This is a genomic window from Capnocytophaga periodontitidis, from assembly GCF_016126015.1.
Lineage (GTDB): Bacteria > Bacteroidota > Bacteroidia > Flavobacteriales > Flavobacteriaceae > Capnocytophaga > Capnocytophaga periodontitidis.
This window is the reverse complement of sequence record NZ_JAEFDB010000014.1, coordinates 26,658-39,768: the sequence shown is the minus strand read 5'-3', so window position 1 is coordinate 39,768 and position 13,111 is coordinate 26,658. Positions and strand designations below refer to the sequence as shown.

The following is a 13,111-nucleotide window of genomic DNA, read 5'->3' as shown; positions in this document are numbered from 1 at the left end:
AGATTGGGTAATTAGCAAATTTGAAAAATGAGAAAACTACTCTACATAATATGGGTGTTATTTCCTGCGTTGCTCTCAGCGCAGGACTGGGCGTATCTATCCAAAATCACCACCCACAACGGATTGGTGAGCAATGAGGTAACCAGTATGTTGCAGGACTCAAAAGGTTTTATATGGATAGGCACTGATGACGGTTTGCACAAGTTCGACGGCTATGATATCACTGTGTATAAACACAATAGCACCCAGAAGAACAGCCTTGCAGGAAACTCTATCAGGTGTTTGTTTGAAGACAGTCAGCACAACCTTTGGATTGGCTTAAAAGGCGAAGGACTCAGCAAACTGAACCTACGCACGGGTATCTTCACCACCTACAAACATCAAAAAGGCAGTAAAAGCCTTAGCTATAACGATGTAGCGGGCATAGTAGAGGACGAGGCGGGTATGATTTGGATAGCCGTAGACCGTGGCGGACTGGATATGCTCAACCCCAAAACAGGAGTCTTCACTCATTACGACATTCGAGAAAAAAGCACTTCCAAACCCCTGAACAACGCCCTTACGGGTATGGTAGCGACCAATGGCACGCTCATACTTAGTTCGTGGGGTGGCGGGGTGTACCGTTTTAACCGCAAGGAAAAACAATTTGAACTACACCCTTATTGGCATACAAACGACACTGATGAGAAGGTATGTAAGCACATTTTCAACCTCTACAAAGACCCAGAAGGCACGGTTTGGGTATCATCGGCTCACGGTGGTTTGTATAGCTTAAATGAAAAAACGAAAAACTACCAACGTTATGCGGTGTGTGGTGCGACCCCTTGTACGCACAATGTGAACGTGCTTTCGGTAGCCGATGACGGTCAGCACAACATTTGGATAGAGACTAACGAGGGCATCAAACTCCTCAACAAAAACACTCACTCCATTACCGACTTGCAAAACCCGCAACTCGCTAATGAAAGTGTGAATCACATCTACCGAGATAAAAGTCAGCTGATGTGGGTGAGTACCGCCTCTGGGATTTACTATTTTAGTCCTACCCCTGCCCAATTCAAATGGGTGAGATACAAGAATTTTCTTTCGGAAAAACAAGTGCGCGCTATTTTTAAGGACAGCAAAGGCAACCTCTGGATAGGTGGCTTAAACCATATTGATAAACTCAATCCCGACAGAAAGACACTCACTGCTTTTAGCAACCAATCCTACAACCCCAATACTCAGCTCTATCAGGCTTTCTGTGAAGATGCCGAAGGGAATATTTGGATAGGCAACTATGCCAATTATCTCATTAAGTACAATCCTTCGTCCAATAGTTTTAGTCAGGTGCCCATTCCCGTGCCTACCGGTACGAATTACACCTACCGCAACGTCTATCAAATTACCAAAGATTGGGATAATTCCTTTTGGCTTGCTACCGAGTTGGGAGCAATTAACTACCAGCCCGCTACGGGTGTTTTTACCCCACTATTCGAAAGTGAGAACATCATCTACCCCGAAGATAAAACCCACGTAATTCACCGCGACCAAGACCTGCTTTTGTGGGTAGGTACCGAAAAAGGCTTGCGTTGTTACACCCGCGACCTAAAACTCAAACACACCTATACAGCCCTAAAAAACAATACACACGCCCTGAGCAATGACTTTATTACGGCTATCCATGAGAGCAAGGACGGCACCTTGTGGATAGGCACCAAAGGAGGGCTACACAAGTTCGACAAGAAAACCGAACGCTTCGAGCTCATTTGCCGTAAAGGCAGCGACTATGGCGACCCTATTTTTGGTTTGGCAGAAGACAATAGTGGCAATCTGTGGATGAGTACCCCTTCGGCAGTACTGAAATACACCCCAAAAAGCCAACAGTTTCAGGTGTTCAACGAGTACGATGGCTTGCAAAATTCGGGCTTTCAATTAGGGGCTTTTGCACAAGCCAAAGACGGCGAGTTGCTCATTGGAGGAAAAGACGGTTTTAATACTTTCTATCCTCAACAGCTTACCCTTAACCAAACCCAACCCAAAGTAGTAATTTCTGATTTTCAAATATTCAACAAATCGGTACGACCAGAAGAAGGCGGGGTGCTCAGCGAGGTGATAGATGAGACCCAAAGCATTCACCTCAAACATTGGCAATCGGTAATATCGTTCCGTTTTTCGGCATTGAACTACCGCGCTTCTTTCAAAAACCAATACGCCTATATGCTCGAAGGTTTCGACAGCGATTGGATTTACGACACTTCCGAGCGTATCGCTACCTATACAAACCTCAACCCAGGTACTTACATTTTCAAAGTAAAAGCCACTAACAACGACGGGGTGTGGAGCGAAAAACCCACTACAATTGAGATAGTAGTAGCCCCTCCGCTTTGGCGAACAAATTGGGCTTATATCCTCTATGCCTTGCTGGGGGTGGGCTTATTGGTGCTTATCGTGAAGTATTACACCATCAAGGAAAGAGACAAGCAGAACCTGCGTATCTCGCAATTGGAAGCCCAGCGTATGTACGAAATCAACGAGATGAAAACCAACTTTTTCTCTAACATCTCTCACGAGTTCAAAACACCGCTTTCGCTTATTGTAGGTCCGCTAAACCAAATGGTAGATGATGAGAATTCTCCTAAGCAGCACAAAGAGAAATATACAATGATGTTGCGCAACGCCCAAAAACTAATGCGCCTCATCAACCAATTACTCGATTTTAGAAAGTTAGAAAAGAACAAATTAGAGCTGAATTTGCAATACGACGATGTGGTGAATTTTGTGAAAGGAGTGAGTGAAACCTTTGCTTATCTCGCTTTAGAAAAACAAATACAATACACCATAAAAAGTACAATGCCCAGCTTGTGGATGCCTTTTGATGCTGATAAGTTAGATAAAATTCTCTACAATCTCATCGGGAATGCCTTCCAATACACCCCCGAAAAAGGTGCAATCACAGTACTCATTGCCACTGTGGTGCAAAATCAGCAGAAGTTTTTGCAAATAAAGATAGCCGATACAGGCATTGGTATCTCCAAAGAAGAACAAAAACAGCTCTTTACCGCTTTCTTGCAAGGCAAACGCCAAAAAGAACTCCACAACGAGGGGGCAGGCTTAGGGCTCGCCTTTACCAAAGACCTCGTCGATTTACACCAAGGACATATAGAGGTGGAAAGTGAAGAAAAACAAGGGGCTACCTTCACGGTATTGTTGCCTATTTTGGATGTGCCACAACTCCACGACGAGGCTTCTATCACCTTGCAACAGATAGACACTACCCAAACGGTAAAAGAAATAGCTCCACAAGAAAATGCAACCGACAAGGAAGAGACTATTTTGGTAGTGGAAGACAACGACGATATGCGCGATTATATACAGCACATTCTCAACGAGCATTTCCACGTACTATTAGCACGCGACGGTGAAGAGGGCTTAGAATTGGCTATTGCCCACATCCCCGACCTTATTGTATCGGATATTATGATGCCTAAACGCGATGGCATTTCAATGGTAAAAGAACTGCGCGCCAACGAAAAAACAAACCATATTCCTATCATTCTGCTCACCGCCTTAGACAAGGAATCGCAAGTGGTAGAGGGGTACAGTTTGGGAGTGGAAGACTATATCACCAAACCTTTTTCGGCTAAAATACTCAGCAAGCGCATCGAAAATATACTACTTTCGCGCAAGAAGTTGTGGGAACAGTACAGCTCCTCATCTGACCTGAATGTGTACCGTGAAAAACTCATCGGGCAACCGTGGAAAAAAGAATTTGTTGATAAAGTGAACAACATTGTAATGGAACACCTCAGCGACCCCGAGTTTGGTATCGATGCCCTCGCCGATGCTCTAAATATGAGTACTAACCAACTCTTCAAAAAAGTAAAAGCCATTATGAACACCACCCCTTACAACGTGATTGTACAAATACGTATGACCGCCGCTGCCCAACTGATGAAACAAGGCAATTTGAACATCTCGGAAGTAGCCTATAAGGTGGGTTACCAAGAGCTATCGAATTTCAGTCGCTCGTTTAAGAAGTTCTACAATGCCTCACCGCGAGAGTATTTGAAAGGAGAAAGTGAAATGTGAAGCGTATAAGCTAATTTGATAAGTTTTCTAAAAGAAAAGATAAGTGGATAAACACTTTATCACCTTACCTTTGCACCACAAAATGTACCACCAAAAAAGTATTTGTATGTTTTTTAAAAATTGTATATACCTTTTATGTCTTGGGATTGCCTCCATCACTACCACTGTGAAAGCGCAACCCTATGTATCACCCATTGGTGCACAGGTGTTCATAGAGCCTGGTCAAACCGATGAGGAGATAAATACTTGGTTCAAACTCCTCAGCGAGCACCAAATGAACTGTTGTCGCATTCGTATGTTCGAAAACTATATGAAGCGCCCCGACGGTACTTGGGATTTCTCTCTTTTTGACAAGGCTTTTAAAGCAGCAGAGCGGTACAATGTGAAGATTGTAGGCACGCTCTTCCCCGCTGCGCCTGACAATTCATTAGGTGGCTTTAAGCACCCTTATTCGCAGTCGCATCTACAAGAAATTGCTACCTATATCAAGCAAGTAGTAACCCATTTCAAAACCTCTCCTGCCCTCTATGGTTGGGTGCTGATGAACGAACCTGGTACAGGAGGTTGGGTACCTAACGACGCTTTTGCTAATACCCAAAAAAGTGAATGGCTCAAAACACTACAACCTACTGCCTACAACAGCAAAGGCTACCCACAAATAGTAGATTTCACCCCTCAACAGTTCTTGCTACACTACAATACTTGGTATCTGCAATGGATTGCCAACGAGGTGAAAAAGTACGACCCTAATGCCTATCTGCACGTCAATTCTCACCAAATATTCAGCAATATTGCCGAATACAACTTCCCCGCTTGGCGCAACTTCCTCAGTTCGTTAGGCGCTTCAGCTCACCCCAGTTGGCATTACACTATGTTTCACAGAAATCAGTATGCTACAGCTTTGGGGGCGAATTGCGCTATCATACGTTCGGGAGCAGGCGAATTGCCTTTTTGGGTAACCGAATTGCAAGGGGGCAACAACACTTTCAGCGGTTATAAAGCCTTCTGTCCTACCAAAGAAGAAATCACCCAATGGCTGTGGACGAGTATTGGCAATGGTGCTGAACACATCTTGTTTTGGTGCTTAAACCCCCGTGCTGTGGGCGATGAAGCAGGCGAATGGGCGCTCGTAGATTTCCAAAACCAACCTACCGACCGACTCACTGCTGCCTCTGAAGTTGCCAAAACACTCCGAAAAATCAATATCAGCAAATTTAAACCCGTAGTAGCTAATATTCATATCCTCTATACCCGCGAAACCCTTTGGGTAGAAAAAAAAGCCCAGCTAAATGATAATACCAATAATGATTACGAGGGCAGAAACACGGGAGGGGCTATGAAATCGGCATTTGCAATGTATGAAACTCTACTTGAAAATGGCATCAATAGTCAGTTTCAGTGCTTTGATGAGTTCAACTGGAACAAACCCTCTTACAAAGGAGAAACCATTATTTTATCAGGACAAATAAGCCTCCCATCGCGTTATTGGGAACCTCTGCGCAACTTTGTACGCAATGGCGGCAAACTGATAATGGAAGGACTCAGCGCGTTCTACGACGAAAATATGTTTGCTCTACATCACACGGGCTTTCCGCTACAAGATGTATTGGGGGGAGCGCTGAAAGAAATAAAATGCCTCCCTACCGATTTCAGTGTAAATTACCAAAACGCACCCCTGCCCGCCCACCTTTGGAAAGGGAGTATCTACAATACTCAAGGACAAATAGTTGCCCAAGAGGAAAATAGTGTGTTGGCAACAAAACATCGCTTTATGAGGGGAGAGACCTTTTGGTTTCCATCGCTATTGGGGTTGGGCGCTTTGCGCAGTGGCAAAGGGGAAGTACTTTCGCATTTGCTACTCGCCGAAGCACAAGCTGTAGTCCCTTTTCAGTTTGAAACTTACCAAAAAGGAGTGCAAATGTATACGATGCAAAAAGGCAATCAATACCTTACTATCCTCATCAACAAACGTCCACAAGCTACCACAGTATCATTGCGTTGCCCCAAAGGAGTAAATCCTTCAATCGTTTTTGCCGATAAGGGAGGAAGTGCAACAGCCAACACCGCACGCCTATCCTCTGAAGAAACCTTAGTAATTCTTTGGAAATAAAATTTCCTAATCAATTATTTGCAATTTTTGCATCACTACACTTTGCCAAAGTCTAAACCCTTAGGTAGCTTTTCTATAACAATCCCCCTCCGAGATTCTCCTAGTTTCTCCGAGACACTCCCCCCTTATCACAACATCACCGTCAGGTGAAAATTCGTGAGATAATAAAAAAAATAAAGACTTTTATGAGAGAACAAAACTTAGACCTTAAAAAACACAAGCACTAATGATTCTTTGGAAATAAAATTTCCCAATTCGCTAATTATTTGTACTTTTGTAATTGAATAGCATTCAATTTACAACCAAATGAAAAAACAACTCCTCTTTATCAGCGTCTTAGTGCTTGGCTCTTTGGGTTGGGGACAGCGAAAACCTATCAAAGTGGCTTGTGTAGGCAACAGCATTACCTACGGCTATGGCATCGAAAATCGCGAACAAAACAGTTACCCATCAGTGCTACAACGCTTGTTGGGTAAAGGTTATAAAGTGGAAAATTTCGGTCATTCAGGAGCGACTTTGCTCAGCAAGGGGCATCGCCCGTACATCCAACAAGAGGAATACCAAAAAGCCCTTGCTTTTGCAGCCGATATCGTAGTGATTCACTTGGGTATCAACGATACCGACCCACGTAATTGGCCTAACCACCGCAATGATTTTGTAAAAGATTATCTCACTCTTATTTCTTCTTTTAAAAAAGCAAACCCTAAAGCGCGCATCGTCATTGCACGTATGAGTCCGCTATCACATCGCCACCCTCGTTTTGAGTCGGGCACACGCGATTGGCACGCCGAAATACAACAAGCCATTGCGCTCGTTGCTCAGCAAACAAACGCCCAGCTCATCGATTTTCACGAGCCGCTGTACCATTTCCCACAAATGCTCCCCGATGCCGTACACCCCAATGCACAAGGGGCAGCTATCTTGGCGCAAGTAGTCTATGGAGCTATTACAGGCGATTATGGTGGCTTGCAACTCCCTGAAATCTATTCCGATAATATGGTATTGCAACACGGGCAATCGTTACCCTTGCACGGTATCGCCAATGCAGGTACTAAAATCACTGTGACAATAGGAAATCAGCAACTCAACACCACTGCCGATAGCAATGGCAAATGGCAAGTAACCTTGGCACCACTTGCTGCCAAAGAAACCTATACCTTGCAAATTACCGCAGGTAAAAAAAAACGTGTTTTTAAGAACGTAGTAGCTGGTGAAGTGTGGCTTTGTTCAGGACAATCAAATATGGAGTTTGAAATGTTCCAAGCCTCAACAGGCGAAAGAGATATTCCACAAGCCGAAAACCCTAATATTCGATTGTTTGATATGGAAGCCCGTTGGCGCACTGATAATGCTAACGCTTGGGAACTTTCAGCTTTAGATTCTATCAATCAGTTGCAGTACTATAAACCTGCACAATGGGAAGTGTGTAGCCCTAAAACCGTACGTGCCTTTTCGGCAGTAGCCTATTATTTTGGACGTCGCCTCCAAAAAGAGTTGAATATGCCTATAGGGCTCATCTGCAATGCCGTAGGTGGTTCGCCTACCGAAGCGTGGATAGACCGCCGTACATTGGAATACGACTTTCCGCGTATCCTCAACAATTGGCGCGAAAACGATTTTATAATGGATTGGGTGCGCCAGCGTGCAGGCGAGAATATCGCTAAAGCCACCGATAAGTTACAGCGACACCCCTATGAGCCTGCTTATCTGTTTGAAGCTGGCATATTGCCCTTAGCGAAGTATCCTATCAAAGGAGTGATTTGGTATCAAGGAGAATCCAATGCGCATAACAAAGATGCACATAGTAGGTTGTTTCCATTGTTAGTAAAAAGTTGGCGCACCGAGTTCGGCAATTCGCAACTGCCTTTCTATTACGTACAGCTATCGAGTATCAACCGCCCGTCGTGGGGTTGGTTTAGAGAAAGTCAGCGCCGATTGATGAAGGTAGTGCCTCACAGCGGAATGGCAGTGTCCTACGACTATGGTCACCCCACCGATGTACACCCCAAAAACAAACAACCCATAGGCGAGCGTTTAGCACAATGGGCTTTAGGCGATACGTATGGCAAAAAAGTACTCCCTTCAGGACCTTTGTTCCGTTCAGCAACTTTCAATGGAAAAGTCGCTACAGTTGCTTTTGATTATGCCCAAGGAATGCACTCCGCCGATGGCAAAACGTTGCGCGGTTTTGAACTTTCTAATGGTAATGGAATTTTCTATCCGGCAACAGCCGAAGTTATAGGAGAAGCAATAAAAGTGACAAGTGAAGAAGTAAGTAATCCCAAAGCTGTGCGCTATGGCTTTAGCCCCGTTACCGACGGCAATTTAGTAAACGAAGCCAACTTGCCCGCCAGTACCTTCACAAGTAAACCCTAACATTCTTATCTCTTACCTCTTATCTCTTACCTGACAATAAACTTTCATCAACTCTTGGAAAACAGCCTCATCGGTAAAGCGTTGTGCATAGTGGTAGCCTTCGGTAATCATCGTCGTGCGCAACGCTTCATCGGTAGTGATTTTCACTATAGCCTCGCGTATTTCGGTAGCCGCTTGGTCTAAATTCACATAAATAGAATGAGCTCCTCCTGCTTCGGGAAAACAACTGCCCTTAGAAGTGATAACGGGCGTTTTAGAAAATAAGGCTTCTATAATGGGAATGCCAAAGCCTTCAAACACTGAAGGATAACAGAACACAATTGCCAATTGGTAGATAATCGCCAATTCTTCCATTGATACACCACTGAGCAACTGCACGCGCTTACTGAGGTTATGCGACTCACAATACCTCTTTATCTCTTCGTAGTATTGAGTGGGCTTGCCTACCAATACGAGCGACATATCTTCAAGAGGTTCAATAGCTTTCACTATTTCGAGAGCATTTTTGCGAGACTCTATAGCCCCCACATTCAGCACAAAACGTTCTGGAAGTCGGTATTTTTGGCGTATAGACACTTTTTCATCTTTAGTATATATTTGTTTAAACGCCTTGTGACAACCCTGATATACCACTGTAATTTTCTCTTCAGGAACACCCAAATAAGAGATGATATCGCGTTTTGTCTGTTCGCTAATAGCGATAATATGCTGGGCGTTTTGGGCAGCATAAAGAAACTTTTTATAGTGAATTTTTCTATCGAAATACGAATACCATTGGGGGTAACGCATAAAAATAAGGTCGTGAATCGTCACCACCGTCGGCAAATGCTGAGCGATACCTTTCGGAATTTCTCCCGAAAGTCCGTGATAGATATCTATGGGTAGTTTTTTAGCTATATCAGTGATTTTCAAACTGCGCCAAAGACTTTTAAATTTGCGCCAAAAGAAAGATTGAGGAGTGATTTCGGTAGTATTTTCATCAATTTTCACCCCTAAAAATTTGCGTTTTTGAGGGTTAAATAGGTACAAATGACCAACCTTATGCTCTTGGAGCATACGAATCAAGTCCCGACTGTAGTTACCCAAACCGCGAAAGTTATGAAAAGCCCGTTTGGCATCAAAAGCTATGTTCATTTGTTTTAAAAAATATGATATTATTTTAATGTGAGTTCGATATAACAGAATATTGATTTACAGCACTGTATCACAATTTATTCACAAAATAATTCACCGTCAGGTGAAAAATTCGTGAAATAATACAAAGCAAAGAGTTTCATCTAGTCCTAAATTCGTGAAAATTCGTGAGATTCGTGGGAGAGTATTTACTTTATTTTTTCTATGAAATTCAAAAACCGTGTATTCCAAATTGGTGTAGGTTACAAATTCTAAAACTAAACCTCACAAATAATAATTACCAAAAGCTGTCTAAACCCTTAGGCAGCCTTTTGTATAACAATCCCCCTCCGAGATTCTCCTCTCCCTCCAAGATTTTCATAGTTTCTCCAAGACACTCCCCCCCTTATCACAACATCACCGTCAGGTGAAAATTCGTGAGATTCGTGGGAGACTTTTTAAACATCATCGTTTCTCAGATAGCCTCAGAGCACCCCAAAACTCATTTCCCTGACACCTATCCCCTAAACCTCGCCGCAAAGATACAAATAATCAGCAAATTGGCAAATTAGCAAATTATCCGTACTTTTGCACCCCGAAATAAACTGAAGAATGCGAACAAGATCAATAAAAAAGAATACTATCAATGTGGTAACCCTTGGTTGCTCTAAAAACGTGTATGACAGCGAAGTGCTAATGGGGCAATTAAAGGCTGGTGGTAAGGAAGTAGTACACGAAAAAGAAGGTAACATAGTGGTTATCAACACTTGTGGGTTTATCAACAATGCCAAAGAAGAGAGCATCAACACTATATTGGACTATGTACAGCAAAAGGAAGCAGGATTAGTGGATAAAGTCTTTGTAATGGGCTGTCTCTCCGAACGTTATAAACCCGATTTAGAAAAAGAAATCCCCGATGTCGATCAATATTTTGGAACTAGCGAATTGCCTGCTCTGCTCAAAGTTCTCGGCGCCGACTATAAACACGAACTCATAGGTGAACGACTCACCACTACACCTAAAAATTACGCCTATCTTAAAATATCCGAAGGATGCGACCGCCCTTGCAGTTTTTGTGCTATACCACTAATGCGTGGCGCTCATATCTCTACCCCCATTGACGATTTGGTAACCGAAGCCGAAAAACTCGCCGCCAAAGGGGTGAAGGAACTCATTCTCATCGCTCAGGATATCACTTATTACGGCTTAGATCTCTACAAAAAACGCGCTCTTGCCGACCTATTGCGCGCCTTGGTAAAAGTTGAAGGCATTGAGTGGATACGCATTCACTACGCCTTCCCCACAGGCTTCCCGATGGACGTGCTTGAGGTGATGAAAACCGAGCCTAAGATATGTAATTATTTAGATATCCCACTGCAACACATTTCCGATAAGATTCTCACCAGTATGAAACGCGGTACCACCCAAGAGAAGACTACCAAGCTCCTCAAAAAATTCCGCGAGGCAGTCCCCGAAATGGCAATCCGCACAACCCTAATTGTAGGTTACCCTGGCGAAACCGAAGAAGATTTCCAAAAACTAAAAGATTTTGTTAAAGCAATGCGTTTTGATCGCCTCGGTTGTTTCACCTATAGTCACGAAGAGAATACCACAGCCTACGAGTTAGCCGACGATGTCCCCGAAGAAGTAAAACTACAACGTGCCAATGAAATTATGGAATTGCAATCGCAAATATCGTGGGAATTGAACCAAGAGAAAGTAGGTAAAACCTTCCGTTGCCTCATCGACCGCAAAGAAGGCAACTATTTCGTAGGACGCACCGAATACGACTCCCCCGATGTCGACAACGAGGTACTCATCGACGCTAAAAAACACTATGTGAAAATAGGCGATTTTACCGATGTCAAAATTATAGAGGCTGCCGACTACGATTTGTATGGAGAGCCCGTCGCAATTTGTTAAAATTTACTAATTGACAAATTATTCATATCTTTGCAAAAAATATAATACAGAAATCCATATATGAAAATAGCAGTCATAGGCACTGGTTATGTAGGTTTAGTATCAGGCACTTGCTTTGCCGAAATGGGCAACAAGGTAACCTGCGTAGATGTCAATACTGAGAAAATAGCAAAACTCAAACAAGGAATTATACCTATCTACGAACCTGGATTGGAAGAGATGGTGCTGAGCAACGTAGCTCATCAAACCTTGTTTTTTACAACGGATATAGCCGAGGCTATCAAAGATGCCGAGGTCGCTTTTATAGCTGTAGGAACTCCTATGGGCGATGATGGGTCAGCCGATTTGCAATATGTGCTTTCAGTAGCCCAAGCAATAGGCGAAACTATGCAAGGAGAGCTCATTGTAGTCGATAAATCTACCGTACCTGTAGGTACAGCCGATAAAGTACGTGCTACCGTACAAGCCGCCTTAGATAAACGCGGTGTGAATTACAAATTTCACGTAGTATCCAACCCCGAGTTTTTAAAAGAAGGTAAAGCAATTGAAGATTTTATGAAACCTGATCGCGTGGTAATAGGAGCGGATAACGATTACGCTTTCAAGAAAATGAAAGAACTCTACAATCCGTTTTATATGCAAAACGATCGTATGATCACAATGGATATCCGTTCAGCCGAAATGACCAAATATGCAGCAAATACAATGCTCGCCACCAAAATATCGTTTATGAACGAGATTGCCAATATCTGTGAGCGTGTAGGAGCCGATGTGAACAAAGTGCGTATCGGTATAGGATCCGATAGTCGTATAGGCTACAGTTTTATTTACCCCGGTTGTGGCTATGGAGGCTCTTGCTTCCCTAAAGATGTATTGGCTTTAAAAAAATTAGCCGAAGAGGTAAATTACAAAGCCAAATTGATAGAAGCTGTCGACGATGTAAACAACCGTCAAAAATATGTAATTGCTCAAAAAGTAATCGCTCACTATGGTCAAGACCTCAGCGGCAAAACCTTTGCTGTATGGGGGCTCTCATTCAAACCTGAAACCGATGATATGCGCGAAGCTCCTGCAATTTATGTCATTAAAGAATTGGTGAAACGAGGTGCCAAAGTACAAGCCTACGACCCTAAAGCCGTTCACGAAGCCAAAGTATGTTACCTAAAAGATGTTGAGGTTACTTATGTAGAGAGCAAATACGAAGCCCTAAAAGGAGCTGACGCCTTGCTTTTACTCACCGAATGGAAAGAATTCCGCGTCCCCGATTTTGATGAAATCGCCAAATTACTAAACGAAAAAGTCATTTTCGATGGTCGCAACCAGTACAACGCCTTTGACTTACCCCAAAAAGGATGGAAATATATACAAATAGGAGTTTAATAATTAGGTGAGAGTTCCCACAATTCCTATAGCACAAACTTTGTCAAAGTCTCAAACTTTAACAAAGTCTAATGAACTGATTATCTGTTTTATAAAATTACCAGTATCATCTGAATTTCTCTGAGCCTCTCTGAGACC

At 43.2% G+C, this 13,111-nt stretch carries 6 protein-coding genes; 5 read left to right on the top strand and 1 reads right to left on the bottom strand.

The window, feature by feature from the left end:
• Positions 1-27 precede the first annotated feature (27 nt).
• From I7X29_RS13900 to I7X29_RS13890, 3 genes are all read left to right on the top strand, one after another.
• Positions 28-4,071, top strand: a complete 4,044-nt coding sequence (locus I7X29_RS13900) for a hybrid sensor histidine kinase/response regulator transcription factor (RefSeq protein ID WP_198475523.1) — start codon at positions 28-30, stop codon at positions 4,069-4,071.
• A gap of 43 nt (positions 4,072-4,114) precedes the next feature.
• Positions 4,115-6,181, top strand: coding sequence for a beta-galactosidase (locus I7X29_RS13895; protein ID WP_198475521.1), 2,067 nt, complete (start codon positions 4,115-4,117; stop codon positions 6,179-6,181).
• A gap of 306 nt (positions 6,182-6,487) precedes the next feature.
• On the top strand, positions 6,488-8,557 hold the full coding sequence (locus tag I7X29_RS13890; protein ID WP_198475518.1) for a GDSL-type esterase/lipase family protein: 2,070 nt from the start codon (positions 6,488-6,490) through the stop codon (positions 8,555-8,557).
• A 12-nt stretch (positions 8,558-8,569) separates the two neighbouring features.
• Here the strand turns inward: I7X29_RS13890 and I7X29_RS13885 are convergent, their stop codons facing one another.
• Positions 8,570-9,691, bottom strand: coding sequence for a glycosyltransferase family 4 protein (locus I7X29_RS13885; RefSeq protein ID WP_198475516.1), 1,122 nt, complete (start codon positions 9,689-9,691; stop codon positions 8,570-8,572).
• Positions 9,692-10,282: 591 nt separating this feature from the next.
• Here I7X29_RS13885 and rimO point away from each other — a divergent pair.
• Both rimO and I7X29_RS13875 read left to right on the top strand, forming a co-directional pair.
• Positions 10,283-11,593, top strand: a complete 1,311-nt coding sequence (rimO, locus tag I7X29_RS13880) for a 30S ribosomal protein S12 methylthiotransferase RimO (RefSeq protein WP_198475514.1) — start codon at positions 10,283-10,285, stop codon at positions 11,591-11,593.
• Positions 11,594-11,653: 60 nt separating this feature from the next.
• On the top strand, positions 11,654-12,973 hold the full coding sequence (locus I7X29_RS13875; protein ID WP_198475512.1) for a UDP-glucose dehydrogenase family protein: 1,320 nt from the start codon (positions 11,654-11,656) through the stop codon (positions 12,971-12,973).
• Positions 12,974-13,111 lie beyond the last annotated feature (138 nt).

What these genes read in the sequence shown, in the direction of transcription:
- rimO (WP_198475514.1), top strand. Translation starts at nt 10,283, where the DNA reads ATGCGAACAAGATCAATAAAAAAGAATACTATCAATGTGGTAACCCTT.
- I7X29_RS13875 (WP_198475512.1), top strand. Translation starts at nt 11,654, where the DNA reads ATGAAAATAGCAGTCATAGGCACTGGTTATGTAGGTTTAGTATCAGGC.
- I7X29_RS13900 (WP_198475523.1), top strand. Translation starts at nt 28, where the DNA reads ATGAGAAAACTACTCTACATAATATGGGTGTTATTTCCTGCGTTGCTC.
- I7X29_RS13885 (WP_198475516.1), bottom strand. Translation starts at nt 9,691, where the DNA reads ATGAACATAGCTTTTGATGCCAAACGGGCTTTTCATAACTTTCGCGGT.
- I7X29_RS13890 (WP_198475518.1), top strand. Translation starts at nt 6,488, where the DNA reads ATGAAAAAACAACTCCTCTTTATCAGCGTCTTAGTGCTTGGCTCTTTG.